26 protein-coding genes are annotated in these 26,780 nt (G+C 34.7%); 14 read left to right on the top strand and 12 right to left on the bottom strand.

The genetic code is table 11. The annotated features are described in order from the left end of the window. Positions 1 to 2: 2 nt before the first annotated feature. Genes argC through IL45_RS03640 form a run of 3 tightly spaced genes read right to left on the bottom strand, consistent with a single transcriptional unit; the run spans position 3 to position 2,786 of the window. A complete protein-coding gene (gene argC, locus IL45_RS03650) occupies positions 3 to 980 on the bottom strand; it encodes an N-acetyl-gamma-glutamyl-phosphate reductase (protein ID WP_036580430.1) in 978 nt (325 codons plus the stop codon). Beyond that, positions 977 to 2,173 carry an argininosuccinate synthase gene (locus IL45_RS03645; RefSeq protein WP_036580429.1) on the bottom strand — a complete coding sequence of 399 codons (1,197 nt, stop codon included), beginning with the start codon at positions 2,171 to 2,173 and terminating at the stop codon, positions 977 to 979. The genes argC and IL45_RS03645 overlap by 4 nt, the downstream gene beginning before the upstream one ends. After that, the gene (locus tag IL45_RS03640; protein WP_036580426.1) at positions 2,163 to 2,786 is read right to left on the bottom strand and encodes a GNAT family N-acetyltransferase; all 624 of its coding nucleotides are present in this window, start codon (positions 2,784 to 2,786) and stop codon (positions 2,163 to 2,165) included. Before IL45_RS03640 ends, IL45_RS03645 begins: the two co-directional genes overlap by 11 nt. Before the next feature lie 518 nt (positions 2,787 to 3,304). Between IL45_RS03640 and IL45_RS03635 the strand changes: the two genes are divergently transcribed. After that, positions 3,305 to 4,204, top strand: coding sequence for a DMT family transporter (locus IL45_RS03635; RefSeq protein WP_036580424.1), 900 nt, complete (start codon positions 3,305 to 3,307; stop codon positions 4,202 to 4,204). A 6-nt stretch (positions 4,205 to 4,210) separates the two neighbouring features. Here the strand turns inward: IL45_RS03635 and IL45_RS03630 are convergent, their stop codons facing one another. Then, positions 4,211 to 5,059 (bottom strand): phosphatase PAP2 family protein, encoded by an 849-nt coding sequence (locus IL45_RS03630; RefSeq protein WP_036580422.1) that lies wholly within the window; start codon positions 5,057 to 5,059, stop codon positions 4,211 to 4,213. A 64-nt stretch (positions 5,060 to 5,123) separates the two neighbouring features. Here IL45_RS03630 and IL45_RS03625 point away from each other — a divergent pair, with 64 nt between their 5' ends. The 6 genes from IL45_RS03625 to IL45_RS03600 all read left to right on the top strand — a co-directional run bounded on the left by IL45_RS03625 (position 5,124) and on the right by IL45_RS03600 (position 9,388). Continuing rightward, entirely contained in the window at positions 5,124 to 5,540 is a 417-nt protein-coding gene (locus IL45_RS03625) for an HYC_CC_PP family protein (protein WP_200875674.1), read from the top strand. A gap of 65 nt (positions 5,541 to 5,605) precedes the next feature. Beyond that, positions 5,606 to 6,370, top strand: a complete 765-nt coding sequence (locus IL45_RS03620; RefSeq protein WP_036580419.1) for a hypothetical protein — start codon at positions 5,606 to 5,608, stop codon at positions 6,368 to 6,370. A 73-nt stretch (positions 6,371 to 6,443) separates the two neighbouring features. Next, a complete protein-coding gene (locus IL45_RS03615; RefSeq protein ID WP_036580417.1) occupies positions 6,444 to 7,073 on the top strand; it encodes a heavy-metal-associated domain-containing protein in 630 nt (209 codons plus the stop codon). Further along, entirely contained in the window at positions 7,073 to 7,951 is an 879-nt protein-coding gene (locus IL45_RS03610; RefSeq protein ID WP_036580414.1) for an NHL repeat-containing protein, read from the top strand. The genes IL45_RS03615 and IL45_RS03610 overlap by 1 nt, the downstream gene beginning before the upstream one ends. After that, positions 7,944 to 8,663, top strand: coding sequence for a hypothetical protein (locus IL45_RS03605; RefSeq protein WP_036580411.1), 720 nt, complete (start codon positions 7,944 to 7,946; stop codon positions 8,661 to 8,663). The genes IL45_RS03610 and IL45_RS03605 overlap by 8 nt, the downstream gene beginning before the upstream one ends. Further along, complete coding sequence (locus IL45_RS03600; protein WP_036580519.1) at positions 8,663 to 9,388, top strand: heavy-metal-associated domain-containing protein; 726 nt, start codon at positions 8,663 to 8,665, stop codon at positions 9,386 to 9,388. Before IL45_RS03605 ends, IL45_RS03600 begins: the two co-directional genes overlap by 1 nt. Positions 9,389 to 9,457: 69 nt before the next feature. Here the strand turns inward: IL45_RS03600 and hppD are convergent, their stop codons facing one another. The 3 genes from hppD to IL45_RS03585 form a co-directional block, all read right to left on the bottom strand. Then, the gene (gene hppD, locus IL45_RS03595; protein ID WP_036580409.1) at positions 9,458 to 10,621 is read right to left on the bottom strand and encodes a 4-hydroxyphenylpyruvate dioxygenase; all 1,164 of its coding nucleotides are present in this window, start codon (positions 10,619 to 10,621) and stop codon (positions 9,458 to 9,460) included. A gap of 278 nt (positions 10,622 to 10,899) precedes the next feature. After that, positions 10,900 to 11,388: an OmpH/Skp family outer membrane protein gene (locus tag IL45_RS03590; protein WP_036580407.1), complete on the bottom strand. Its 489-nt coding sequence runs from the start codon at positions 11,386 to 11,388 to the stop codon at positions 10,900 to 10,902. Positions 11,389 to 11,480: 92 nt separating this feature from the next. Continuing rightward, positions 11,481 to 14,096: a T9SS type B sorting domain-containing protein gene (locus IL45_RS03585; RefSeq protein WP_036580405.1), complete on the bottom strand. Its 2,616-nt coding sequence runs from the start codon at positions 14,094 to 14,096 to the stop codon at positions 11,481 to 11,483. Positions 14,097 to 14,232: 136 nt separating this feature from the next. Here IL45_RS03585 and IL45_RS03580 point away from each other — a divergent pair, with 136 nt between their 5' ends. After that, entirely contained in the window at positions 14,233 to 15,129 is an 897-nt protein-coding gene (locus IL45_RS03580; RefSeq protein WP_036580404.1) for a DUF6263 family protein, read from the top strand. Between the two features lie 62 nt (positions 15,130 to 15,191). Here IL45_RS03580 and IL45_RS03575 read toward each other — a convergent pair whose 3' ends face one another. Beyond that, positions 15,192 to 16,541, bottom strand: coding sequence for a DEAD/DEAH box helicase (locus IL45_RS03575; protein ID WP_036580403.1), 1,350 nt, complete (start codon positions 16,539 to 16,541; stop codon positions 15,192 to 15,194). Between the two features lie 179 nt (positions 16,542 to 16,720). Here IL45_RS03575 and rlmF point away from each other — a divergent pair, with 179 nt between their 5' ends. Then, positions 16,721 to 17,578, top strand: coding sequence for a 23S rRNA (adenine(1618)-N(6))-methyltransferase RlmF (gene rlmF, locus IL45_RS03570; protein WP_036580401.1), 858 nt, complete (start codon positions 16,721 to 16,723; stop codon positions 17,576 to 17,578). A gap of 141 nt (positions 17,579 to 17,719) precedes the next feature. On the opposite strand, the gene IL45_RS03565 is transcribed toward rlmF, so the two are convergent. Both IL45_RS03565 and IL45_RS03560 read right to left on the bottom strand, forming a co-directional pair. Next, positions 17,720 to 18,388 (bottom strand): rhodanese-like domain-containing protein, encoded by a 669-nt coding sequence (locus IL45_RS03565; RefSeq protein ID WP_051788626.1) that lies wholly within the window; start codon positions 18,386 to 18,388, stop codon positions 17,720 to 17,722. 68 nt (positions 18,389 to 18,456) lie between these two features. Further along, the gene (locus IL45_RS03560; RefSeq protein WP_036580400.1) at positions 18,457 to 19,731 is read right to left on the bottom strand and encodes a pyridoxal phosphate-dependent decarboxylase family protein; all 1,275 of its coding nucleotides are present in this window, start codon (positions 19,729 to 19,731) and stop codon (positions 18,457 to 18,459) included. Between the two features lie 106 nt (positions 19,732 to 19,837). Between IL45_RS03560 and IL45_RS03555 the strand changes: the two genes are divergently transcribed. Both IL45_RS03555 and IL45_RS14980 read left to right on the top strand, forming a co-directional pair. Continuing rightward, positions 19,838 to 20,209, top strand: a complete 372-nt coding sequence (locus IL45_RS03555) for a VOC family protein (RefSeq protein WP_036580397.1) — start codon at positions 19,838 to 19,840, stop codon at positions 20,207 to 20,209. 38 nt (positions 20,210 to 20,247) lie between these two features. Further along, a complete protein-coding gene (locus IL45_RS14980; protein WP_036580395.1) occupies positions 20,248 to 20,412 on the top strand; it encodes a Lacal_2735 family protein in 165 nt (54 codons plus the stop codon). A gap of 235 nt (positions 20,413 to 20,647) precedes the next feature. Here IL45_RS14980 and argS read toward each other — a convergent pair whose 3' ends face one another. After that, positions 20,648 to 22,429 carry an arginine--tRNA ligase gene (argS, locus tag IL45_RS03545; RefSeq protein ID WP_036580393.1) on the bottom strand — a complete coding sequence of 594 codons (1,782 nt, stop codon included), beginning with the start codon at positions 22,427 to 22,429 and terminating at the stop codon, positions 20,648 to 20,650. Positions 22,430 to 22,498: 69 nt separating this feature from the next. On the opposite strand from argS, the gene IL45_RS03540 reads away from it, so the two are divergent. Continuing rightward, on the top strand, positions 22,499 to 22,924 hold the full coding sequence (locus IL45_RS03540; RefSeq protein WP_036580390.1) for a hypothetical protein: 426 nt from the start codon (positions 22,499 to 22,501) through the stop codon (positions 22,922 to 22,924). Between the two features lie 16 nt (positions 22,925 to 22,940). After that, positions 22,941 to 24,062, top strand: coding sequence for a glycoside hydrolase family 53 protein (locus tag IL45_RS03535; RefSeq protein WP_036580388.1), 1,122 nt, complete (start codon positions 22,941 to 22,943; stop codon positions 24,060 to 24,062). Here the strand turns inward: IL45_RS03535 and IL45_RS03530 are convergent. Further along, positions 24,059 to 25,744, bottom strand: coding sequence for an LIC_10190 family membrane protein (locus tag IL45_RS03530; protein WP_409365910.1), 1,686 nt, complete (start codon positions 25,742 to 25,744; stop codon positions 24,059 to 24,061). The two genes, IL45_RS03535 and IL45_RS03530, sit on opposite strands and share 4 nt — an antisense overlap. A 135-nt stretch (positions 25,745 to 25,879) precedes the next feature. Here IL45_RS03530 and IL45_RS03525 point away from each other — a divergent pair, with 135 nt between their 5' ends. Then, complete coding sequence (locus IL45_RS03525) at positions 25,880 to 26,779, top strand: ABC transporter ATP-binding protein (RefSeq protein ID WP_036580384.1); 900 nt, start codon at positions 25,880 to 25,882, stop codon at positions 26,777 to 26,779. Position 26,780 lies beyond the last annotated feature (1 nt).

Raw genomic sequence — 26,780 nt, 5'->3', positions numbered from 1 at the left:
GTTTAAAAAAAGTTGGCTTTAAGTTGTAAACCTTGATCCTCTGGAAAATCATACATCAAGTTCATATTTTGTACTGCCTGTCCAGACGCACCTTTTAATAAGTTATCGATGACACTCGTTATCAATAAAATGTTATTATGCTTATGTAGATGAATAAGACACTTATTAGTATTAACTACTTGCTTTAAATGCACTTCTTTATCAGACACAAATACAAATGGTGAGTCTTTATAGTAGTCCTTATAAAAGTCTTTTATTTCTTCTAGTGATAGGTCTATTTTAGTATAAGCTGTCGCAAAAATCCCTCTACTGAAATCACCACGATTAGGCACAAATAACACATTAGAATTAAAATCTTGTTGCGACTGTTTTAAAGTCTGATTTATTTCTCCTAGATGCTGATGCGTAAAAGCTTTATAGTGTGAGAAATTATTATCTCTCCATGTGAAATGTGTTGTAGGTGACAGACTTGTACCTGCACCAGTTGCACCAGTAACCGCATTTACATGCACATCTTCTTTTATCAATTGCTGTACAGCTAGTGGTAAAATAGCAAGTTGTATGGCTGTTGCAAAACATCCTGGATTTGCCACATGAGTAGCTTTTTTAATCTCTTCTTTTTGATACTCGCACAGTCCATATGTGAACTCGCTTTCGCGAAAGCGTGCATATTCCATCAATCTAAAATCATTACTTAAATCGATAATTTTTGTACTCGTTGAAAATTGATGCTTCTCTAAAAAAGATTTTGAATTGCCATGGCCTAGACATAAAAACAAAACATCTACATTGTTATTTAACTGGCTTGTAAACACCAAATCTGTAGTACCTAAAAGGTCTTGATGCACATCACTCACCGCATTGCCAGCGTTTGAAGTCGAGTATATAAAATCTATGGCTACCTCATCATGGTGAATTAAAAGTCTTATTAATTCTCCTGCTGTGTAACCTGCACCACCTATTATTCCTGCTTTAATCATGATTCTTGATGTATCTGGTTATAAATCTTATTGCTGTTACCTATGATCTTGATAAAACCTTTGGCCTCACTTGCTGTCCATGCTTTATTCTCTTCTCCATAAGTACCGAATTTTGCATTCATTAAATCGTTTGCCGATTCTATACCGTCCAGAGTAAAGTGATAAGGTTGTAAAGTGACATAAACATCTCCAGTAACTTTAACCTGACTACTTTCTAAGAAAGCCTCCATGTCGCGCATTACAGGATCGAGGTACTGACCTTCATGCAGGTGCATACCGTAAAAACTACACAGATAATCTTTGTGCTGTAACTGCCATTTAGTAAGTGTATGCTTTTCTAATAAATGATGTGCTTTGATAGTAATCAACGCTGCTGCGGCTTCAAAACCTACTCTACCTTTCATACCTACTATGGTATCGCCTACATGGATATCTCTACCTATAGCATATGAAGAAGCAAGATCATTGAGTTGTTGTATAGCCAGTTCTGAAGATTGCTCTTTCCCATTTACAGCGATTAACTCTCCTTTTTTAAAGGTGAGTTTCACTTGTTCCTTTCCTTCTTTTTGAAGTTGTGATGGATAGGCTTCTTCTGGTAATGCTTTGAGCGAGGTCAGAGTTTCTGCTCCACCGACACTAGTTCCCCACAGTCCTTTATTGACAGAATATTGAGACTTTTCCCAAGACATGGCTATTCCGTTTTCTATGAGATAATCTATCTCTTGTTTACGTGATAGTTTACCATCTCTTATAGGTGTAATAATTTCTATATGTGGTGCTAGAGTTTGAAAAATCATATCAAAACGTACTTGATCATTTCCGGCGCCAGTACTTCCATGAGCGATAAATTGTGCGTCTATGGTTTTTGCATATTCTATAATCTCAATGGCTTGCACAATACGCTCTGCACTTACCGATAGCGGATATGTATTGTTCTTCAACACGTTTCCATAAATCAAATACTTAACGACTTTATCATAAAAAGTGCTGACAGCATCTATTGCTTTAAAAGTGCTCACGCCCATTTTATAAGCGTTAGATTCTATAGTTTTAAGGTCTTCTTGAGTAAAACCACCTGTATTCACACACACGGCATGCACTTCATAACCTAGATCTTGTGAAAGATATACGGCACAATATGAGGTATCCAGTCCGCCACTATAGGCTATTACTAATTTTTTATTATTGTTCATTTTGATCTTTTTTGAGAATAAGCGTTTGCTTAATTTGTTTTAATCTGTTGAAAACAGACTTTTTAATAGGTTTCTTTTCTTCGGTTGTTTTCTTAGAAGGGTCATAGATCATTCCTGTACACAAACACATTTTTTGTTCTGTACGTTGTAAGATGTCGTAGTTCTTACAGGTCTGGCAACCGTTCCAGAATTGCTGGTCGTCTGTTAATTCAGAAAAAGTAACAGGCTTATAACCTAGGTCGCTATTCATTTTCATAACAGCTAGTCCAGTGGTGATGCTAAATATCTTTGCATCAGGAAACTTTTCTTTAGATAGTAAAAAGATGCGTTCTTTAATTTGTTTGGCCAGTCCTAGATTTCTATAATCTGGATGTACAATAAGGCCTGAGTTTGCGACAAACTTGCCGTGTCCCCATTTCTCTATGTAACAAAAACCTGCAAATTTTCCGTTATCCAGTGCGATAACCGCGTTGCCATTTTCCATTTTGGTAGTGACATATTCTGGTGTACGTTTTGCGATTCCTGTACCGCGCACTTTGGCAGCGTCGGCTATGGTATCACAAATGATTTGCGCATATTTTGAATGCGATTTATGAGCAATAACAATTTCCATTGAGATTGATTTTATAAATTAAAAAGTGTAAAGTGTAGTTGTGAAAAGAAGAACTGGACGCACCTAAATTCCCAAAAAGAAAGAACCCTTACGGGCGTGGGCGTCGTAAAGTAGGACGCACAGAAAAACCATTCCTAGAAGGAGCAGTTAAAAAAGTAGTAAATAATAATGGAAGTGAATTCAATGTAAAAAAATAAAAATTATATCTAAATGCTAAGTGAGATTAAGCACAGCGGCGTCGCAACGTAAAGCGCACCGGTAAGGATATATTTTTATTTCTAGATAAATTCATGCGGTAAATGTAAGTATTTATTTGAAACAGGCATCAATAACCTACACAAACTTCTAAAATTTAGCATATTGGCAATTTGATTGACAATTCCTTGTTTTAATCTCAATTGAACAAGGATTTAATAATAAATTCTCATTTGAAAATAGATTGCATCTTTTTACATCTCAAAACGTAGACTTATTTGAAATAATGCCACTCAATTTCTTCAAAAAACTATCTTCGCGGCATGTGGATGTATTTAGGCTTACTTGCCGCTTTATTTTTAGGATTACACAATCTATGTAAAAAGCATGCTGTGCGTGGTAATGAGGTGTTCCCTGTTTTATTAGGCACATTGATCGCAGGTTTTTTATTAATCTTACCTTTTTACATCGGTTCTATCTATGCGCCTGAAGCAACTAAAGAAATAGGTTTTTATGTAGAATCTATACCATGGACGACGCATGGTTACATTATCATTAAATCTATGATAATGGCTGCTTCCTGGATACTGGCCTATCAAGCACTTAAACATTTACCACTCACCATTGTGACACCAATAAGGTCTGCAGGTCCATTTTTCACATTTATAGGTGCTATTTTTATATATAAAGAAGCCCCAAATAATTATCAATGGATAGGCTTCTTCTTAATCATATTATCGGTATTATTATATTCTAGAATAGGTAAAAAAGAAGGCATCCATTTTAAAAGCAATAAATGGGTTTTTGCGATTATAGGCGCCACATTTTTAGGAGCGTCAAGTGGATTATACGATAAGTTCTTAATACAAAGTTTAATGCTCAATCCGCAAACGCTACAATTTTGGTTCTGCTTTTACACTATTATAATCTTACTGATTATCTTATCCATTACATGGTTTCCATATCCACAAAAACGCAAAGATTTTAAATTTAGGTGGTCTATCCCTGCAGTTGGTATATTATTACAAACTGCAGACTATTTTTATTTCAAAGCACTGCAAGATCCCGACGCCATGATTATGCTACTGTCCGCAATAAAACGCAGTCAAATCATCATTGCGGTAGTAATAGGCGGTTTAATTTTTAAGGAACAAAATAAACGTCAAAAACTCATACCACTAGCAGGCATCATGATAGGTGTTTTTTTAATACTATATTCTTAAGAATTACTAAAAAGAATAAACGACACCTAACCTATTACCAGAAAAGGTGAAATTTAGAGAAGTTAGATTATCCTTAGAGTCAGAATTATATTTTTGATCATACTTTTTATCTAAGTATTTATCGATACTCTCTACTACAAAGTAGCTTAAAACCCAACTTAAAAAAACATCACTTGCCCAGTGCTGTTCTTCATAGATACGTGTTAATCCAGGAGTCACACCGATGGCATATATAGGTCCTTTAATCCACCAACTATCAAATTGCTTTGCAATAACGTGTGCATTTGTAAAAGTGAGTACTGCATGTCCAGACGGAAAAGATCGATAACCAGCAGATCCACCAAATGGTTTAAAGTGATTTTTACCTAGATTAGTCTGTGGTCTGGCTCTTCCTGTTACCGACTTAGTTAATTGTTGTAAAAACCCTGTAGCAGTCGCTGATGATAATAGTAAAACTCCAGTTCTTCTTAATTTCTCATTGCGTGTAAACAAACCAGTTAGGTAAACTGCACCTGTAGCACCATAGTTATTTTGTGGACTACCAGCATACCATCCATAATCCAATATCAAATTAGGCACATTTTCTTTATGTTCTACAAAATAACGCCTTGATTGATCATCAATTGAATAAAGTCCCAACGTCACAGCTGTTGTCGCACCTAGTTTGTAAAAATCATCTTGTTGCCAGTAGATAGGTCTAGAGTACGCATATCCTACACCTTGAAAAACATTACCCATATCATAGGTAAAATCTCTCCATAAGGACTGATTTTCAGTGTTAAAACTATTACCATTAGATTGACCTTGAGAGACCCAAACACATAGAAAACACAAGCAAAACATCAATTTTTTCATTTTGCAAAAATACTATAAAATCCACTTAACAACATTTTAGGAACAACTATTGTATCTTTGTAATATGCTTTTAAAAATGCTTAAAAATATATCTGTGCTTATGATGGCGGTAGTAGTATTATGCTCTACCCTTTCATTCAGTGTACATAAACATTTTTGTGGTCCATTTTTAAAAGATATTTCGATGATCGTACCATCCCATGGTTGTGGAATGGAGACCAACAAAACAACAGAATCTTGTGCCGTGGTACTAGAAAAAAGTTGTTGTAATGATGTTGTGGAATTAGTAAAAGGGCAAGATGATTTAAAATTATCATGGGATCATTTTAATTTAGACCAGCAACAGTTTATAATATTATTCACTCATTCCTTTATCTATTCGATCACTGGCGATGATCTTGTGGACACACCTTTTACATCTTACTCGCCGCCTCTGGTCATAAGGGACATACCAGTGTTGCACCAGTCTTTTCTTATCTAAGTAAAGTTGTTCTCTCAATTGCCATTAGGCATTAATTAAGATTACTAACTTTATTTTATAACACTATGAAACATATTATTATGGTGGCTTTGATGGTTTTCGCTTTCGCGAAAGCGTATGCTCAAGGTCCACCCATTACAGCAGATAAACCTATCATGCTAGGAGGCAATAGCTTCACCATGAAAACCCTAACTGAAATCAGAAACACCGAGCGTGGAACAGCCGTTTATGTTCCCGTAATGCTGCATTATTTACCTACTGCAAATTCACTAATCGCTTTGCACGTACCTTATGTCAACTATGACTTGAGTGACACTAGTGGCAGTGGACTAGCGGACATGAAAATTATGGGGAAATATCAATTTTACCGTAAAGATGGTACTGGAAGAACATTCCGTATGGTTGCAAAGACCTTACAAACTTTACCTACCGGTCAGGAAATCGATGTGATGGATATTTCTACAGGAAAGTACTCTGGATATTACGGTATTGTATCAGGTTTAGAAACTTTGAAATACGGTATTTCTACAGAGATAGGTTACAACTGGATGCCAGACGGCAGCTTAGATGAATTCAGAACTAAACTAGGTTTTGGCCTTCCATTATTAAAACCTCAGTATCCTAATAAGCAACTTAATCTATATTTTGAATACAACAGTGTATGGCTACATGAGCGCGATTGGTACCAGTTATTATATGCTCAAGGGATACAATATGCTCGTAAGAATATCACCTTTGACTTAGCGGTTCAATTACCTCTTATTCAAGATATAGCAGATGATCGCGCACTGAACTATTCTGTTTTTGTGGGAACGCGATATACTTTTTAATCACAAATAAACACAACAAACATCAACATGGATACTGCTATAACGGTCTCCTAATGAATAACATTAAAACAAGATGAAACAAATAACAATTATATTAAGCATAATGATAAGCCTACTTGCTTTAACCCCAGTAGATGCACAATCTAATAAAGATAGAGATCAATTTGAGGTACAGGTAGACGGTTTAGGCTGTCCATTCTGTGCTTATGGCCTAGAGAAAAAGTTTAAAGAATTTAAAGGGATTAAAGACATTGCAATTGATATAGAAACAGGAGATTTCTCATTCACTTATCCAGCAGCAAAAGAGTTAACTATGGAAGCTGTTGTAGCTCAAGTAGTAAAAGCGGGATACACACCTAACGACGCAAAAATCACACGCGCAAGTGGTACAGTTGAAACTAACAAAGAAGCTGAAAAAGAAACAGTCAATGAGGTAACTACATCTAAAATTTACGTCAATGGTATGTGCGGTATGTGCAAGGCACGTATAGAAAAAGCAACAACTGCTGTTGATGGTGTTGCTACAGCTATATGGAACGTAGACACAAAAATACTAACTGTTAGCTATGACCAGAATCAGACTAGTGAAAAAAATATTGAGAGCGCTGCGGCTGGTGTAGGTCATGACACTAATGGGACTAGAGCTACAGATGCTAGTTATGATAACTTGCACCCATGTTGCAAATACGAAAGAGCAAACTAATGAGAACATTAATATATATTATCGTGGCTGCGACCACGATAATCTCATGTACAGATAAAGCTGCTGTTCCACAAGACTGGCAATTTGAAAAAGTAATCGAACTGGACGGTATCAACCCTATAGGTATTGCTATGGATGGTAATGATATCTTTCTAAGTGATGGAGACCATAATCGTGTGGTTAAGGTAGATGAAGATGGAAGTGTTTTATTTGAGATGGAAGGCTTTGAAAGACCGATGCATATAGATTTTGGAGAATCAGACTTTGAAATCACAGATAAAGTGACTACTTCATTACTTAAGGAAAGAGCTCTTTTCATACCAGAATATGGACGTGACTCCATCGCAGTAATGCGAGATAACAAAATGGATTACTTAGTACTACAAGATTCATTAGACGCACCAGCAGCGATAAGCGTTTTTGAAGATGAAATCGCTATTGCAGATTTCTATCCTAATCGGGTACTTTATTATGATGGTAAAGAATGGATAAGTATAGGTACAGAAGGCAAAGAGCTAGGACAGCTCTACTACCCTACAGATGTGCAGATCACAGAAAACTACATCTACATAGCAGATGCTTATAATCATAGAGCACAAGTATTTGACAAAACAGGAAAAGCAATAGCCATAATAGGAGCTGATCAAAAAATAAATGCCGCAACAGGAATTTATGTAACTGATAATGAAGTATTGCTTACAGATTTTGAAAATGGACGTGTTCTCATTTTTGATATGAAACATCAATTAAAACAAATCATAGAAACTAACATCGATAAACCTACAGATATCTTTGTTCAAGACGGTTTGATGTATATTACTAATTACCGTAAAGGTCAATTGATCAAATATATACTTAAAGATATAACCCATGAATAAGCTCTTTTTCTTATCTATAATATGTTTTTTAATACTATGTAGCTGTGAAAAGAAGAAGCAAACAGATTATACAGTAAAGAATACTGGTGCTTTAATGAACATCATGTCTGGGAATCTAGTGGCGACTGCGTCACTAGACTCCATTCACGAATTACCTCATCTCTATGCTCTAGGTGCTTTAGAAAATTTGAAAGGTGAAGTTCAAATTTTCGATAGTGAATCTTATGTCAGTAAAGAATCTGATGATAATCGTGTCACTATAGAATCTCATTTTAATCATCAGGCAGCCTTATTAGTTTATGCGCAAGTTGAAAACTGGACTACAGCAATCAATCTTGATGGATTCTTTGATAACAATCAATTAGAGCAGCAATTAGAAATACACGCTATAAAGAATGCCATAGATACAGAAAAACCATTTCCTTTTCTTTTAAAAGGTACTGTTGACCTATTAAACTGGCATGTGATTAATTGGATAGATGGCGACCTAGTACACAATCATAAAAAACATAAAGAATCAGGTGCTTATGGTACGATTGAAAACCAAGAAGTAGAAATTATAGGTTTTTATTCAAAAAAGCACAAAGCTGTATTTACTCATCACACAACTTTTTTACACATGCACTTTAGAACTATAAGTCCAACCGTTATTGCTGGTCACATAGATGGATTAAAAGGTTCTAATTTATCTCTTTATTTACCTAAAAAATGATGAAACTTATTTACCACATAGAAGGCATGACGTGCAATGGTTGTCGTGCTGATGTTGAGAATAAATTAAATAACATTGATGATGTGGATCACGCAACTGTTACACTAGAAAATGAGCAGGCTGTGATAAACATGGCCTCTCATATAAGTTTAGACACATTCCAGCATGCACTTAGTCCTAAGTATCATATAAGTCTGATAGAGGAAAAAAATATATTTGAGAATTCCGCTTTCGCGAAAGCGGAACCAAAACAATCAAAGTTACAGCAACTGAAGCCTCTATTTTTAATTCTAGGGTATATCACAATTGCTACACTTTTATTGAACTATAGCAGAGAGAACTGGAATGAAGCGATGCTCGATTTTATGGGATTATTCTTTATTGTCTTTAGTTTTTTTAAAATACTGGACTTAAAAGGTTTTCCAGTCAGTTTTAAAATGTACGATCCACTAGCCAAATTAATTCCTGGATATGCTTGGGCATACCCATTTATAGAAACAGCGCTAGGTTTAATGTTTCTAATAAGATTTCAAGTTGACCTTGCGTTACTTATCACCTTAGTAGTCTTAAGTATTACAACTGGTGGCGTAACTAAAACCTTACTAGATAAGAAGTCCATTCAATGTGCATGTTTGGGAACGGTTTTAAAATTACCGATGACTGAGGCTACGTTTATTGAAAATGCAATAATGATTATTATGGCTACAATAATGCTGATAAGCTAATATCATTCTAATTTAAAAAGCCCGAAATCAATAATGATTTCGGGCTTTTTTATTTGATTTAAATAATATTTACAAAGTACCTCTTCTCGCTTGTTGTCTTTCTATAGCCTCAAATAAAGCTTTAAAATTACCTACTCCAAAGGATTGGGCACCTTTACGTTGGATTACTTCAATAAACATGGTAGGTCTATCTAATACGTTATTAGTAAATAACTGTAACAGGTAACCTTCATCATCTCTATCGATAAGAATACCATGTTTTTTAAGTAATTCTATATCCTCATCGATCTCACCTACTCGTTCTAAAATATCGTCATAATAAGTATCTGGAACATAAAGAAACTCAACACCACGTTCTCTCATTGCGCTTACTGTCGCAACTATATCATCTGTGGCCACTGCAATATGTTGAACTCCAGGACCATTGTAGAAATCTAAATATTCTTCTATCTGAGATTTTTTCTTTCCTTCGGCAGGTTCATTGATAGGGAATTTAACACGACCATTACCGTTACTCATTACCTTACTCATAAGAGCAGTATACTCTGTAGCGATATCATCATCTGCAAAAGAAATGATTTGAGCAAATCCCATAACTTCACCATAGAACTTACACCATTTATTCATCTCATCCCATCCTACATTACCAACCATATGGTCGATAAATTTTAAACCTACAGGCTCAGGATTGTAATGAGATTCCCATTTTTCATATCCTGGTAAGAAGACTCCATTATAATTTTTGCGTTCTACAAATATGTGAACAGTTTCTCCGTAGGTATAAATACCCGAGCGCACTACTTCACCAAATTCATCTTTTTCAACAGTAGGCTCTAAGTAAGGTTTTGCACCACGTTTAGTTGTTTCTTCAAACGCGCTTCTAGCATCATCTACCCATAAAGCAACTACTTTAACGCCATCTCCATGAACATTGATATGCTCATTGAGCTCTCCACCTTTTTGTAATGGAGTGGTAAGGACAAGTTTAATTTTGCCTTGTGTTAATACGTAGGATACGCGATCCTTAAGACCAGTTTCTAGGCCAGCATAAGCAAATGATTGGAATCCAAACGCACTTTTATAATAATGTGCTGCTTGCTTTGCATTTCCTACATATAATTCTACGTAATCTGTACCTAGTAATGGAAGAAAATCTTCGGCTTCACTGAAAAGTTTTTTAAGTGAATATTCTGTATTTGCTAGGTTAGTTAAGTTTTTTATTTCTTTAGACATAATAATTTTTAATTGTAAATAATGTTATAATAATTAAGGTATAGAGAACTTATATTATTACCACATTGCCCTTACATGAGAAGCTATTTTATATGAATAATCGATCATTGTATCTAAGATTTAGAACTTAAAAAGTTGCCATTTAAGAAGACTAGGTAAATATACAGATTTGAATATAACTAATGTATTATGACAAGTTTTTTATGGTGATTCACTCACAACCAGTCACAAAAAAAGCCGCTCTTTTAGAGCGGCTTTTAAATTATAAAATATAGAGACTATAATCCCATTTCTGTTTTAACAGCTTCAGTAATATTTGCAGAATCTTCAGCAAATAATACAGAACTAACAGATACGATAATTTTAAATCCTTTTGCCTTTGCTACCTTTTCTATAGCTGCATTCAGTTTATCATATATAGGTTGCATCAATTCATTTCGTCTAGTTGCTAATTTTAATTCGGCACCTTGCTTTTCTGTATTTAAAGAACCTTCTAGCTGTTGCGCCATTTTAATGATTTCTTGTCTTCTTTCTTCAGTCACTCCTTCTGATTGTGCTTCTTGTTGTAAAGCTTGAAATCTTGCATTAGCATTGGTTTCGGCTTTTGTAATATCTGCCTGAAGGTTACTGGTGTAATTTTTTAATTGTGTTTCTGCAGCGCTTACCTCTGGCATTTTAGACAATAAAAACTCTGCATCAACATAACCTGTTTGTGCAAATGAGAAAGATGAAGCTACAAAAGCTACTAGTAATAATAATTTTTTCATGATTGTATTTTAACGGGCACAAGATAATTAAAATGTTCCCTATTGTTTATATAATTTTCAAATTCCAATAACTAAGCCAAAGTTAGTCAAGGTTACCTTTTCACTGCAAAAAAACCTGTCGTCTCTGTAGGAACACCGTTAACTTCATATTTTAACTGATACCAGTAAGTGCTAGACGGCAATGGGTTACCATTATAAGTGGCGTCCCATCCTATTCCATCTGGCGCTAGTTGCTTTAACAATTTACCATACCTATCAAAAATATAAATACCCGTGACTGTGACATCAGCACTATTGATATCTATTCTCCAGAAATCGTGATAACCGTCATTATTAGGTGTCATATAATCTGGTATCACAAATAAAGGCTCTTCAGGTTCTGGGATGACCACTACCAGATTGATGGTCAATTCAAAACTTATCTCATCGTCACAACCAGACGCATTAATATCATAAGCATATAGAGTTACTGGATAAGTTATAAAATCTGTAATGTCGATAACATCACCAGTAGCATACGAACTACCTAATCCATTAGGTTGCGTATAGAACAACTGATTACCACTTAAATTATTCCCGCCGATACTAGGAAAAGTATAAGATCCTGTGGCAATTTGAGAACCTATAGGATTTAATTCTGGTACTGGTATGACATTTATAGTTAATGTTTCTGTGGTGGAATTATTTGTGGTTAGTCCAGTATCTGTAACCGTACATTCATAAACTGTAGTAACAGCTGGCATTACTGTTAAAGACATCGCAGTAGACAGCACAGTGGTCGCTCCTTGTTCTCGCCATTCATAATTATAAGAACCTTGGGCAGTCGCAGGACTCACCGTTGCAGTTAATGTAGTAGACTCACCAGCGCAAAAATCATTTCCTGTAGCACTAATTGTTAAACTAAGCATAGGCGGATCCATTATACCTAGAATAAAACTCTCTTCATCACTACAACTACCGTTATCATCATAAATGTATAGAGCAATAGGCAATACTGCAAAATCTGCTGCGGTTACTACATCACCTGGGTTATACATGATTCCATTTCCATTGGGTTGTGTATAATATGCCTCAGCTCCTGTTAAACCTGTTCCTGTTATGGCCGGAAATGTAAAACTACCTGTCACGTTTTGATCTACTAGATCATCTATATCAATAACTGGTAGTACATTAAAATCTGTCATATCAAACCCCATATCCGTTCCGTTCTCTACACCAGAGTCATTTACAGTTACAGAAACTGTAGTCGCAACATTAACAGTTACGGTAATAGATGACGTGTTAGGATAACTTGTTCCCTGTGTATCTGACCAGTTAAAGCTATAATTACCATAAGGAGTTGCAGGAACCGTTGTAGCAGTTAATGTGACCATATCACCGTCGCATACATCTTGAATTCCTCCAGGAGTAATGGTAACTTGAGCATCAACAAATTCTATATCAAACTGCTCAATGAGCTCACAACCATTTGCATCAATTCCATATACAAATATTGTTGCTGGATTAGTTGTAAATAAAGATGGATCAACTACATCACCGGCATTCCAAGGCGTGCCCGTATGTGCTGGATTATCATAAAATGCAGCATTTGCAGGAATATTAGTTCCTGTTATTGATGGTAATGTATAATTATCATGCGCGATAACATTTGCAATAGGATTCCACGATGGTATTGGGTTTACAGTAACTGTAATACTAGAGGTCGCTATATTATCTGGCGCCACACGTCCCGAGTCTGTAATAGTACATTCGTAAGTGGTAGTGGCCGAGATATTAATAGGTAAAATAGCACTAGTACCTACTACACCTGCCTGACCTTGTATACGCCATTCATAAGAGTACACGCCTAATGGAGTTAAAGGGTTTGCAGTAGTGTTAAGAATTGTATTGGCATTTTGACAATATTCTGGATCAGTATTCCCGTTTGAATCTTCTATATCTAAACTAATCGAACAAATAACATCAGACGCGACCTCAGCAGCGCCAAATATATCTGAACTTACTAAGTTAGGGCAGTTTGCGGTAGTTTGAGCTGTATTAATATCAATAAAACGCGTATCATTTCCACCTGTCGCTACTAATTCAAAAGTTGGATTTATCGCACAAGGATTTGCGGTAATTATAGTTACTACCCCAAAAACATTATTAAATCCAGATACACCAGGAATTGTCCCTACCAGACTAGAATTACTCGGATTTACGACATCTATAAGAGCGAGATCATTACCGTCTGCACTTAGATAAAGATTACCATTGAAATAAGTCAAATCTCCAGCACTAGGAAAACCCGTATCACCTATATATGTAGCTGTCATACTTGCAATATCAAACCTAAAAAGTCCACCAGGCGAATTAGTATGGACACCTAATAAAGTACCTGGTCCTTCCTTAACTAGAGAATCAACTCTGAAGTTACCCGTAAAACCTACAACGTTTAAAATCCCTAATGAAGTCACTGCCCCATTGGATACATTGATTAAAAATAATTCGTCATTACGTATACCGTACAAAGTATCATCAGTATCACCTTGTGCTATATCAAAGAAAGAAGAAGAATAACTAGCCACTACTGTGGAACTACAATTACCTAAATCTGCCAGTACGATGTCACCATTTGCTAGACATAAATAAGAAGTATTTACTGATTGCGCTTTCGCGAAAGCGAAAATAAACAAACATAACAAGCTTAAAATCAGTTGCTTTTTCAAGAAAATATAATTTTGCCGCAAAAATATAATAATTATTGACCAAGAACTGACTTATCTTTAGATTATCGTTATGTAATCGTTAAAAAACCAATATTCTACCTTCCCTATATTATATTGCCGAACAAAATAATTCAACATGAAAAAATATCTATTTTTTATTGCTATCCTTTTTAGTATTGTAGCTACCGCTCAGCATGAAATTGTATACAACCTTGAAAAAGGAAAGTCATATCCACAAAATCAAATGGTGACTAGTGAGCAACAGCAAGTTGTTAATGGAATGCCTCAAGAAATCACAACCATTATCACAACAGAAACTGACTATATGGTAACAGATATCAAGGACGGTATTTATTATATAGATATTGTAATTAAAAAAATGTCAAGCGAAACCAAATCACCTATGGGGACTGAATTAATATCATCTGATGGTCCTGCGTCTAACTCGATGAATACTATTTTTAAAAATATGATTAAACAACCTATCAAAATAACCATGAATAAGCATGGTGAGATTTTGAGCTTTGATAATAGTAGTCAAATGGAAGGTTTAACTGATGATGTAGAAATGCCTCAAATGCAATTATTACAAGTAGAAGCAGCTTTAAAAAAAGAAATGGATGCAGAAAAACAGAGCTCTAACTACCAGCAATTAACCGCTATTTTACCTAAAGAAAAAGTCGCTGTAGGTGATTCTTGGTTTCAAACCATAACGGTGAACTCTATAGCTTCTTTTGAGGCTAGTAGCAGCTTTCAATTAGAAAGCGTATCCGAGGATTCTTATATGATAAGCTCTACGGCTATTTTAAAAACTCCAGATAATTCAAGTACTAATCTTAATGGTATGGAAGCTAACTACAGTCTTTCTGGTCCTAGTTCTGGAACTTACACGATAGACAAAGAAACAGGTTGGATTACTAATGCATCTATAAAACAAGAATTAGATGGTAACATTGTTATTAAGAAATCGGATACGATGCCACAAGAAATGAAAATGACTATGAAAACACAAACAATTACAATTATTGAATAATCGTAATATCTCTAATAAAAAATGCCCCTTAAGCATATTTTCTTAAGGGGCATTTTTATGATTTATTTTTTTCTACGGCGATTTGCGATTTTATCACCACGTGTTTTGGGTTTCTTATATTTTTTTGCAATTTCCCTACGATAGCTACCACCTAAATTCACTTTTTTATTCTTCTCGCTTTTCTCATGAAAAGATGCTCCACGTTCTTCTTCAATGATTTTATGAGGATTGAAAATCTCACGCACGACTGGTTTCTCTTCAGGTGTTTTTTGAGTTGAAATTTCAACTTCTTCTGGGAAAGGAATTTCTGGAATTTTATAATCCATTAATGCCTCGATAGCTTCTTTATCTTCTCTTTCTTTCTCTGTGTAGAACAAGATAGTTTTACCTTTTTCCTCTGCACGTCCACTACGACCTATACGGTGCATATAATTTTCTGGAAATGAAGGAACATCTATATTGATTACGTGTGATATTTTATCTAAATCTAATCCACGCGCCATAACGTCTGTCGCTATCAATATACGACGTTCTCCAGTATCAAAAAGTTCAATAGAGCGCAATCTGTAATTCTGCGTTTTATTAGAATGTATAACTGCAATTTCATCACCATATCGTTCTAGCATGTACTCTTGTAAACGATCTGCACTTTTTTTATTACCAGCAAAAACCAGTACTTTTCTAAATTCCTCCTCATCTGTAAGAAGGTCCATCAAAAGATTAGCTTTAGTATAAAAGTTCTCTACTGGATAACAAGTTTGCTCTATATTCTCTAATCTCGTACCACTTACTGCTACAGATACTTTTTCTGGATTAAAGAAATAAGATTTTATAAAATCCTCTATTTGATCCGTCATAGTAGCACTGAACATAATGTTCTGACGCTTTACAGGTAAATGATCAAAGATATTAGTTAACTGAAATCTAAAACCTAGATCTAGCATCACATCCACCTCATCAATAACTACCTTCTTACAATTCTTTAATCGCACCGTTTGTGCAACAATTAAATCATATAAACGTCCAGGAGTTGCTACAATAATATCCACTCCATCTGTTACCGCTTTCTTTTGTGTATTGATGTTAGTACCACCATAAACACCTAATACTCTTACATTGATATAAGCAGCATAAGCTTCAATTTGCTCAACAACTTGAACAACTAGTTCTCTAGTAGGAACTAGAATAAGCATTCTAGGATCTAAAGTGTCTGCATATTTTAATTCATGAAGCAATGGCAACATATAGCCCAGTGTTTTACCAGTACCAGTTTGTGCAATACCTATCATATCTCTACCCGATAAAATAACCGGAAAAGCCTGCTCTTGAATAGGTGTCATTGTTGTAAAACCTAAATCGTTAATACCATTGCGCAATGGTGTTCCCAGATTTAGTTCCTCAAAATTCTTCATGAAAATGATTTTTGCAAAGGTAATGGAAATGACTCAGGTAACGTGCTGTTAAACAATTGGTTTTTCAGGGCTAGCAACAATCTTAAACTTACTTATTTACCCAGTCATTAATCAAACTAATCTACCAGAAACACAGCTCTTTAATATTTAAGAGCATCTACTATCTTATCTTTGCAGTCATGCATGATAATAATTTACATAAACATGGATATGATCTCGACTTGCTGTCAGAATCATATCCAGATCTGAAGTCTCATTTCATTACAAAAGAAGATGGCTATATAAGTATAGACTTCACTAATCCAGCCTCTGTACTTGCTTTAAACAGCGCATTACTCAAGGAGCATTATGGTGTTAATCACTGGGAATTACCAGTCGATTATTTAAGTCCGCCGATACCTAGCCGTGTAGATTACATACTGCATCTAGCAGATTTAGTAGGAGAAAAAAACATCACAGGTTTAGACATAGGTACTGGAGCTAATATGATTTACCCTATTCTAGGAACTGCTATTTTCAATTGGAAAATGGTAGGTAGTGAAGTTGATCCAGAAAGCTATGATTTTGCAACATCCTTGCAAGAGAAAATTACCATGCCTAAATCACGTAAAATTTCTAACATCAAATTGAGATTTCAAGAAGACCGTGGTTCTATATTAAAGAATATCATTAAGCCTCAAGAGCTTTATGACTTTACTATGTGTAATCCACCTTTTTACGGTAGCGAAGATGAAGCTATTAAGGCCAACCAGCGCAAAAATAAAAACCTAGGTAACGACGTGAGTGATCGCAATTTTGCCGGTAAATCTCACGAATTATGGTGTAATGGTGGCGAGGCATTATTTGTAAAAAGACTGATCAAAGAAAGTGTTGCTTTCAAAGCACAAGTGGGCTGGTTTACCAGTTTAATATCTCGTAAAGAAAACTTACCTAAACTTGAAAAACAACTTACCAAATTAAAGGCTACCTATAAGATAGTGCCTATGAATAGCGGGAATAAAAAGAGTCGCTTTATTGCTTGGAAGTTTGAGAAGTAGATTCTTCTTGTTTTAATTGAGCTTCTTTTTCGGTATTATTTTTAAAGTTATCACAGCCGGTACATACACAGCTTAAACATTTTGAAGTCTTGTTTTCATTATTCATGTCACTAATGGTTTTAAGGTTTATAAAATCAATATTTAAGCTGCTTTAGGATCTTTAAGCGCATTTATTCCACCTATTAAATCACGTACATCAATAACATTGTGACCTTTTAAAATACTAGCCGCAATCATACTGCGATATCCATTTACACAATATAAAATATATCTTGCCTCCTTATCCATGGCTTTGGCTTCAGTATTTAATTCATGTAAGGATAAATGTTTAGCTCCTTTTATATGATTTAATTGATAATCTCTCTTATGACGTACATCTATTAAAACAGTGTCTTGTTCTTTAATCATTTTCAAAAACTCGTCATTAACAATGCGCGAAGTTTTAGTTATAGGCCTTCCAGAATCTAACCATGTGTTGAAACCTCCGAGAAGAACACCTATACAATTATTGAATCCTGCTCGAGATAATTTCATTAAAACATCTATCGCCGTGCCATCATCACAAACTAATAAAATAGGTTGATTCAAATTAGGGATTACAGCAGTTAAGCAACTAGTGAAAGTACCATTCAACCCTATATTTATACTACCAGGTATGGCTGCGTCTGCATAATGATCTGCACGACGAGTATCTATGATAATCGCCTGATTTTTAACCGCACGAATCACAAAGTCTTTAACGTCTATTTGTAATTCATTTAAAGGGTTAAATTTTCCATCTAGACCTGATGATTTATGATATTCCTCCATTTATTTACAATTTGTTAGGTTGATAAGATGACGCTTTCGCGAAAGCGTAATTCTAAAACTAATCGTCGCTACACATCATTTACCGTAATACTTTCTTTAAAATCAATAAGAAACTGTGTGATTTTATCACCCTTTACATGATCCATTACAACAATTTTAAACCACTCTGGATGGTTATGATTATCTGGTACAAGTCCGTATTTAACAGCAATCATAGGTGTAACAAAATCACGATGGATGGTAATAATATTGCTATCCTCAAAATGAATGAGTTTTACATCAAGCTCTAACAAATGATTTTTTAATCGCGTCGTGCGAGCAGCTAGCGCCAGCATGCGCTCTGCCCAATCATACGGTCCATAATTCATTAAAATTTTATAAATACTTATGGCATTTGCGCCACTACGACTACCTACAAGTGTACAATCCATACCTGCTACATACTGTGCACTATCGGTAAGACTATATTTGAGTAATCCTTTTCTGATTACAAAAATTCCAGTACCATAAGGCGCCTGTAACATCTTATGTGCATCTAGCGTAAATGAATCTATACGATCATCATTAAAGGTCAATGGTTGATCTGGATTTGTAAATGGCAAGAAAAAGCCACCATATGCTCCGTCTACATGAACTTTAACCGTCATGGAAGGATACTGTGCGATAACAGCCATATAGTCATCCAATGAATCTACAGAACCGAACATAGTCGTCATCATGTTACAAACCAGTATCAGCTTATCAACACCTTGTGATTGTAATACCTCTAATCGATTTTTAAGATCTGTTGAATCGATGGCTCTAGTTTCTGAATCAACCTTAACTTTAGCAAGTTTAATATTTAACAGATTGCTTGCTTTATCCATACTATAATGAGCATCTTCACTACATAAAATAGCTATAGAACTATAGTCTTTTTCTAATGCATAAGTCTCATTAAATAAGTTGCGATATACCCATATGGCTTGAATATTACCTTCTGTACCACCTGAGGAGACATAGCCATCAATAGTATCTGACTGTGCTTTGAGAATATCTTCGGCAATAATTTTAATAACCTCAGCTTCTAATCGCTGCGTCCCAGAAAAATAAGGCTCTGATAAATCTGTATCCGTATGTACACCTATATGATTGGGATTATTAATAAGTGTTTTAAGAAATGTAGAGCCATCGAGCACTTGAGAATCTGGTGCAAATTCTTGCTTATCTAGATGCGATGCTGGCACACCCATTTTTAAACTATCATAATAATTAATATTTTGAGATAATGCCTCTAAAATGTGCTGATCAATAGTTTCTTTAGAAAGACGCTTCCAATTTTTATAAACCTGATTATAAGTCACTTATATTATATTTAATAGATGAGCCGCTAAATTATTTAAATTTAGAATCACAAGTAATGATAATTATCATTTTTGTTCAGGTAAAACATATATTTTCAAATATTCTATGCAACAAAATCTACTAGCTAAGTACATACGACCTTTTATAGGCTGCAATGATTATGCAGAATCTATTGCTTTTTATAAAGCCATAGGATTTCAAGTGACTTCCATAGCGACTAACATGAGTGTTTGTCAACTAGGAAATTGTAGTTTCTATCTTCAAGATTCTCAGGTTAAAGATTGGATAGACAACACGATGTTATTTCTTGAGGTTAATGATCCAGCAGGCTTTTTAAGTTACTTGAAATCTCTAGATTTAAAGAAACAATTCCCTACCATTAAACTTAAAGGAATGGTGGAGTATGATTGGGGACAAGAGTTCTTTCTTCATGACCCTAGTAATATATTGTGGCATATAGGAGCTTTCAAAGAGTAATGAAATAAAACTTTTCCGACTTTACTAAAAAGACTATTATGTTTGGATTATTTAAAAAGAAAAGTGAGTTAGAGAAATTACAGGATGAGTATAAAAAACTCATGGGAGATTTTCACAGACTATCAACTTCAGATCGATCTGCTGCAGATGCTGCTTTTGCCAAAGCTGAAGAAATTGGCAAAAAAATGGATGCTTTGAAGTAAGTCCTGAGTTTTGTAGTCCTCATCAGGAAGTCTCTTTTTGAAATCCGTCATACTAAATTTTTTCAGCGTCTGGTTTAACGAAGCCGTTGGGTAATAGCATCTACAGTCTTTCGTTTCTATCATGGGCAGATTCTGAAACGAGTTCGGAATGATAGATTAAATACTTATAATTTTATTTTCAAATTGAGTTCTGAAATTTAAAAACTCACGGCTTACGAATTCAAAGACTACATCTCTACATCTGTTCAGGAACTTCTATTCCTAACAATCCACAAGCAGATTTTATTACCGCTGCCGTTTTAAAACATAATAGTAAACGGAATTGCTTCATATCTACATTTGATTCCTCTACGATTTTAGGAACGTTCTGATAGAATGAATTAAATTCTTTAACCAATTCGTATACATAATTTGCTACTAGCGCAGGACTATAATTTCTGGCTGCAGCTTCAATAGTTTCTGGATATTGTTGTAATAATTTAATGACAGCAGCATCTTTATCTGTTAATGCTAAGTCTGTTGCTACTTTTAAATCGCCTTGTTCAAATCCAGATTTCTTTAAGATAGACTTAATACGTGCATGTGTGTATTGAATAAAAGGTCCGGTGTTTCCTTGAAAATCTACCGATTCTTTAGGATCAAACATCATGCTTTTCTTAGGGTCAACTTTAAGCATGAAATACTTTAATGCTCCTAGTCCAATCATTTTATAAAGATCTTCCTTATCGGCATCGCTCATTCCTTCTAGCTTGCCTTGTTCTTGTGCAATCTCACGAGCAGTATCTGTCATTTCTTCCATGAGCTCGTCTGCATCTACCACAGTTCCTTCACGAGATTTCATTTTACCAGACGGCAACTCTACCATTCCGTAACTTAAATGATAAAGGTTATCTGCCCAATCATATCCTAGTTTCTTAAGAATTAAGAAAAGCACCTTAAAATGATAATCTTGCTCATTACCTACAGTATACACCATAGAGTTGATATCGTGATCTTTTACACGTTGTATAGCTGTTCCTATATCTTGGGTCATATAAACCGCTGTTCCATCAGAACGTAATACAATTTTACGATCCAGTCCTTCATCAGTCAAATCAATCCATACAGAACCATCTGGATCTTTTTCAAACACGCCTTTATCTAGACCTATTTGAACTACATCTTTACCAAGTAAATAGGTATTACTTTCATAGTATAAACTATCAAAATCAACACCTAGGTTTTTATAAGTAGTTTCAAAACCATCATATACCCAACCGTTCATTTTTTTCCATAAAGCAACTACAGCTTCATCACCTTGCTCCCATTTGCGGAGCATTTCTTGAGCAGCAATAAGTGATGGCGCTTCTTTTTTCGCCTCTTCTTCGGTTTTACCAGCGTCTATCAAAGCTGCGATTTCTTTTTTATACTCTTGGTCAAATTTCACATAGTAATTCCCAACCAGTTTATCTCCTTTCAATCCTGTAGATTCTGGAGTTTCTCCATTACCATATTGTTCCCAAGCCAGCATAGATTTACAAATGTGGATACCACGATCATTGATAATTTGGGTTTTATTCACTTTAAGTCCTGTAGCCTCTACTATTTGAGCTACAGAGTAACCTAATAAATTATTACGCACGTGTCCTAAATGCAGTGGCTTATTAGTATTAGGTGAACTGTACTCTACCATCACACCTGACTTTGTTTTATCTACTGGTGATTTACCATAATCAGATTGAGATAAGATATCATTAAAGTCTTTAAGATATACTTCATGAGCTACGGTGATATTTAAAAACCCTTTAATCACTTCGTAAGATGTAATCAAGTCTGTTTTTGCTAGCTCTGCGCCTATTTGTTCACCTATGACAGCAGGATTACCTTTGATATGTCTTAACATAGGAAATACCATTACCGTAAGGTCTCCGTTTTGATCTTTTCGCGTAAGCGTGATCTCCACATTTTCTAATCTTACAGAAAATAATTGTTCAACAGTGTTTTTTACAGCAGTTTCCAGTTGATTGTTAAGCGTCATGGTTACAAATTTAAGCTTGCAAAGATAAGGATTATGAAAGGCTTAAGGAACTTTTGAGACTATTAGAATATGCTGTATAATGTATCCTATAACGACCCAGAAACGAGACGTCTTATTGAAAATGACGTAGGCAAAGTTTTAAGCTTGCGCCAAAGGTGGAAACTCAACGGCAGTGGTTCTCCTAAATTACATATTACATCTTCTAGCATACAGATTCATAACTTGCTAGTCGTTGATAACAGTCTTAACGTGTGCAATATCGAATTAAGAGAAAAAGGAATCATAGTCAGATTTCGTTCTAGACTGCAGACCTATGCCCTACCTATTCCCTATTATAAGCTTAACGTTTATAAAGGTCGTGCCGAAGAATACAGTATTTACAGAGATAATTATTTTGTTAAGGTAAAAGCAAACCGCAAACCTATTCATGATTTTTTCAAAAAAGTAAGTCAGCAAAAAGGTGATACTGGATTTGAATATGTAGATGATTTGTAAACCCTATATTTCACTTATGAAAAAATGCTTTTATCCATTTCTGGTTTTTCTATTATTGATCTCTTGTACTACTAATGATAATGACAGGCAACCAGAACCAGAATCTATTGAATTCTATAAAGGAATGGACCTTTCATTTTTACCTGAAATAGAGTCAGATGGAGTAGTTTTTAAAGATGAGAATAGTCAAGATATCGTTGATAATTATGCTTACCTAAAAAGTCGCGGTGTTAATTTAGTACGTATACGTTTATGGATTAATAATACAAGCGGTCTTTACAACCTCAATTTTGTAAAAGATCAAGCGTTGAAGGCTAAAGCGCAAGGCATGGATTTTTTACTAGACTTTCATTACTCAGATAATTGGGCAGATCCAGGATCACAAGATATACCTATGGTATGGGCAACACAGAACATTACCTCAATGACCGAAAGCATTAAAAATTATTCGCAAAATGTTTTACAAGAGCTAGTTCTTCAAGACACTTCACCAGCGATAGTACAAATAGGTAATGAAACTAATAATGGGATGTTATGGCCATTGGGCCAAATATATTCTTCTGGTGGTGAAAATTGGGATAACTATATTCAACTCACTAAAGCTGCTATTGAAGGAGTATTACTAGCTTCTCCAGAATCTCAAATCATGATTCATCATGCAGGTATAGAAGGCGCTGATTTTTTTTACGAGCAATTAGTATTTCATAATGTAAATTTTGACATTGCTGGTTTAAGTTATTATCCCTGGTGGCATAATAATGATATCGATTTTATTGAGAATCAACTACAATCATTTGCTATCGGTATTTCTCAAAAGATTATGATTGTTGAAACAGCCTATCCATTTACTCTGAACTGGGATGACAATACTAATAATATTGTAGGGTTACAAGATCAACTCATCGCTTCATATCCTGCAACACCAGTTGGGCAAAGAACCTTTATGTTACGTATTCATAATATGATGAAAAATTTACCTAACGATAAGGGTTTAGGTTACTGCTACTGGGCACCAGATTGGGTAGCACATCATACTGGCAGTTCTTCTCAGACAAGCGGTAGTAGTTGGGAAAATCTTGCTTTATTCAACTTTAATTATGAAGCTAATACGGCTTTAGAAATTTATGAATTAGATTAATTTTTAATTTTTACATATTTAAACCCTTCACTTATTGAATCTCCTAATTTCTGAATAGAAATTTGATACTTATTCTCCATAAACTCTACATATCTTTCATTTACCGCCGGAAGTGGTAAGTCATAGGTTCCGTATAAGAAACTATTATTTAAGGGTGAGTGATATTGCAACTCATTTTTTGTAACTTTTTTAAAATCATTAGGATAAATAGACTTAGGCGCTGGCTGAATCAATAAATTCAATGCATGTAAATTATAATTTCTTATCATTAAATCGTTATCTGTAAGTCTATTTTGCAGTCCCGTAAAAGTTGCGATTATTAACCCGACAAACAAAAAGGTTAAGATTAAGAAATTAACTGTTTTGTGACTCAGTTTAAACATTAATAATCCCGATAGAACCGCGGAAGGAACCAGTAAAGGAATAAAAAACCTAAATTGTGGAGAAGTGACAAACAATACAACTACGTGAAATAGAAAAACTATAATAACGGATTTAATAGCCGGCTTTACTTTTTTAGTGATAAGAAATATAAATGAAATTAATATACTCAATAGTAAAATTTTATTGAGCAAACCTTCCAATCCTGAATGAAAAAACCAAGATTGGCTAAGTTCAAAAGCGTTCATTTCAGTAATCACTTTTGGAGAGACACCAAAAGCTTGTGCTTTAGTTATACCATTGTAAAAATTACTTACGCTTAGAGGCAACTCCCATACTGTCTCTGTAACAATCCCATAATCTAAGGGAAATAACGGAAGACCGGTGACAACTAAATTTTTCCCTATAAATAAACTTAGAAAAAGTAGTCCAACAAGCATCCAGCTTACGTTCTTTTTAACCTGATAATATTTTAACCATATCATAATTACTAAAATAGATAGCAACACCATGATGACTTTAAAATAAATAATCTGACAACAAAAGAACGTCAAAATGATAAATTCTTTTTCATCCCAATGATGCCATAATTTCAAGAATTTATAAATGAGTATATAAGTTAAAACATAAACAGCTGTATCTGGACTAGGAGTACTTATAAACGTAAAGCAAATCAAGGATAAAACAACCAATCCCTTACGATAGTATTTCAAAATATAGTTATCATTAATGTCACTCTCCAAACTCCAAACTACACCTATCAATAAATAGAAAGCACTTAAATCATTAAATCTATCATATACACTATCAAAATTAAGAGCCGCTTCTAATATGTGGAAACCACTTTGTTGGGCTAGGTAGACATGTAAATTAGCTAGCCCCTTTACAAGACCATATTTATCTAACCACTTTATCGTTTGAATATAATAACTTTCATTGTCAATTACGTAAGCTGGCAACGATGTGCAATAAACAATTGCCAATAGTGTAAAAAGCAAGGTTAACTTATTGAGAAAAGAAAGCTTGAGAATATTATTTTTAGATATTTTCAATTGCTCATAAACTTCAGCTCTATTATAAAAAAACACAACAGTTGATAAAAAAATCAATGAAAATGACCATAAACCAGCTAATGGTAGAAAAAACATCCAGAGGCTAGAAAAAATCGTGATTGTAACCAATCCTAATAGAACTATATCTAAAGGTAACTTAACCTTTATTGACAATAGTTTACTAGTCCCTATTCCAAGAGGAAATAAAATTATTATCAAAAGAAAAAAATATAGAAGTATTATTATCACTGTTGGATCAATTTATTAATCTTCTAAACTAAACCTTATTAAAGAAATCAGAAAGAGAAAAGTTTCATACAACTGTAACAAATCTCTTTTTCAAAGTACTAACACTTAAAACCAATTATTCAAGAACTGTTTATTATGATACTAAGCCTTAAAAATGTTTCTAAAACTTACCCTAATGGCGTTAAAGCGTTAGATAATGTAACTATTAATATTAACGCAGGAATGTTCGGCCTACTAGGTCCTAATGGTGCTGGTAAATCCTCTATGATGCGTACCATTGCTACATTGCAATCACCAGATTCTGGAAGCATACACCTAGACGGATTAGATATTTTAAATAATAAAATTGAATTCAGGAAGACACTGGGATATTTACCTCAAGAATTTGGTGTATACCCTAAAATGAGCGCTCATGATTTACTTCATTATTTTGCAAGTCTTAAAGGTATCACTAGCAAGGCTGAACGTAATGCTATCGTTGACAAAGCACTTGAAGTAACTAATTTAAGTGACGTACGCAATAAACATGTAGCAGGTTATTCTGGTGGGATGAAACAACGTTTCGGTATCGCACAATTACTATTAAACGATCCTAAATTAATTATTGTTGATGAGCCTACCGCAGGTCTTGACCCAGCAGAAAGACATCGTTTTCTTAATGTCTTAAGAGAAATAGGAACTAATCACATTGTTATATTTTCTACACACATTGTTGATGATGTAAAAGAACTTTGTACTGATATGGCAATTCTCAATGGCGGTAAAATACTAGCACAAGCAACACCTAAACAAATGACTGCTGCACTTGCTGGTAAAATATGGACCACTACTGTAGAACGAGATGGAATTGAACAAATGCAACAAGATTTTAATGTGATTTCTTCTAACTATAATGAAGATAATAAACTTAATGTACGTGTTTACGGAGAGGTTTCTCCTGGTGACGCTTTCGCGAAAGCTGACCCTACACTAGAAGACGTATACTTTACAACTTTGAGTAATGACAAGTTTATTGCTGCAACTGAAATCGCTTAAT

The sequence above is a fragment of the Nonlabens ulvanivorans genome, from assembly GCF_000732625.1.
GTDB classification, from domain to species: domain Bacteria; phylum Bacteroidota; class Bacteroidia; order Flavobacteriales; family Flavobacteriaceae; genus Nonlabens; species Nonlabens ulvanivorans.
Note: the sequence above shows the minus strand (reverse complement) of the source record. Positions and strands in the feature narration are given on the sequence as shown.

What these genes read in the sequence shown, in the direction of transcription:
- argC (WP_036580430.1), bottom strand. Translation starts at nt 980, where the DNA reads ATGATTAAAGCAGGAATAATAGGTGGTGCAGGTTACACAGCAGGAGAA.
- IL45_RS03645 (WP_036580429.1), bottom strand. Translation starts at nt 2,173, where the DNA reads ATGAACAATAATAAAAAATTAGTAATAGCCTATAGTGGCGGACTGGAT.
- IL45_RS03640 (WP_036580426.1), bottom strand. Translation starts at nt 2,786, where the DNA reads ATGGAAATTGTTATTGCTCATAAATCGCATTCAAAATATGCGCAAATC.
- IL45_RS03635 (WP_036580424.1), top strand. Translation starts at nt 3,305, where the DNA reads ATGTGGATGTATTTAGGCTTACTTGCCGCTTTATTTTTAGGATTACAC.
- IL45_RS03630 (WP_036580422.1), bottom strand. Translation starts at nt 5,059, where the DNA reads ATGAAAAAATTGATGTTTTGCTTGTGTTTTCTATGTGTTTGGGTCTCT.
- IL45_RS03625 (WP_200875674.1), top strand. Translation starts at nt 5,124, where the DNA reads ATGCTTTTAAAAATGCTTAAAAATATATCTGTGCTTATGATGGCGGTA.
- IL45_RS03620 (WP_036580419.1), top strand. Translation starts at nt 5,606, where the DNA reads ATGAAACATATTATTATGGTGGCTTTGATGGTTTTCGCTTTCGCGAAA.
- IL45_RS03615 (WP_036580417.1), top strand. Translation starts at nt 6,444, where the DNA reads ATGAAACAAATAACAATTATATTAAGCATAATGATAAGCCTACTTGCT.
- IL45_RS03610 (WP_036580414.1), top strand. Translation starts at nt 7,073, where the DNA reads ATGAGAACATTAATATATATTATCGTGGCTGCGACCACGATAATCTCA.
- IL45_RS03605 (WP_036580411.1), top strand. Translation starts at nt 7,944, where the DNA reads ATGAATAAGCTCTTTTTCTTATCTATAATATGTTTTTTAATACTATGT.
- IL45_RS03600 (WP_036580519.1), top strand. Translation starts at nt 8,663, where the DNA reads ATGAAACTTATTTACCACATAGAAGGCATGACGTGCAATGGTTGTCGT.
- hppD (WP_036580409.1), bottom strand. Translation starts at nt 10,621, where the DNA reads ATGTCTAAAGAAATAAAAAACTTAACTAACCTAGCAAATACAGAATAT.
- IL45_RS03590 (WP_036580407.1), bottom strand. Translation starts at nt 11,388, where the DNA reads ATGAAAAAATTATTATTACTAGTAGCTTTTGTAGCTTCATCTTTCTCA.
- IL45_RS03580 (WP_036580404.1), top strand. Translation starts at nt 14,233, where the DNA reads ATGAAAAAATATCTATTTTTTATTGCTATCCTTTTTAGTATTGTAGCT.
- IL45_RS03575 (WP_036580403.1), bottom strand. Translation starts at nt 16,541, where the DNA reads ATGAAGAATTTTGAGGAACTAAATCTGGGAACACCATTGCGCAATGGT.
- rlmF (WP_036580401.1), top strand. Translation starts at nt 16,721, where the DNA reads ATGCATGATAATAATTTACATAAACATGGATATGATCTCGACTTGCTG.
- IL45_RS03565 (WP_051788626.1), bottom strand. Translation starts at nt 18,388, where the DNA reads ATGGAGGAATATCATAAATCATCAGGTCTAGATGGAAAATTTAACCCT.
- IL45_RS03555 (WP_036580397.1), top strand. Translation starts at nt 19,838, where the DNA reads ATGCAACAAAATCTACTAGCTAAGTACATACGACCTTTTATAGGCTGC.
- IL45_RS14980 (WP_036580395.1), top strand. Translation starts at nt 20,248, where the DNA reads ATGTTTGGATTATTTAAAAAGAAAAGTGAGTTAGAGAAATTACAGGAT.
- argS (WP_036580393.1), bottom strand. Translation starts at nt 22,429, where the DNA reads ATGACGCTTAACAATCAACTGGAAACTGCTGTAAAAAACACTGTTGAA.
- IL45_RS03540 (WP_036580390.1), top strand. Translation starts at nt 22,499, where the DNA reads ATGCTGTATAATGTATCCTATAACGACCCAGAAACGAGACGTCTTATT.
- IL45_RS03535 (WP_036580388.1), top strand. Translation starts at nt 22,941, where the DNA reads ATGAAAAAATGCTTTTATCCATTTCTGGTTTTTCTATTATTGATCTCT.
- IL45_RS03525 (WP_036580384.1), top strand. Translation starts at nt 25,880, where the DNA reads ATGATACTAAGCCTTAAAAATGTTTCTAAAACTTACCCTAATGGCGTT.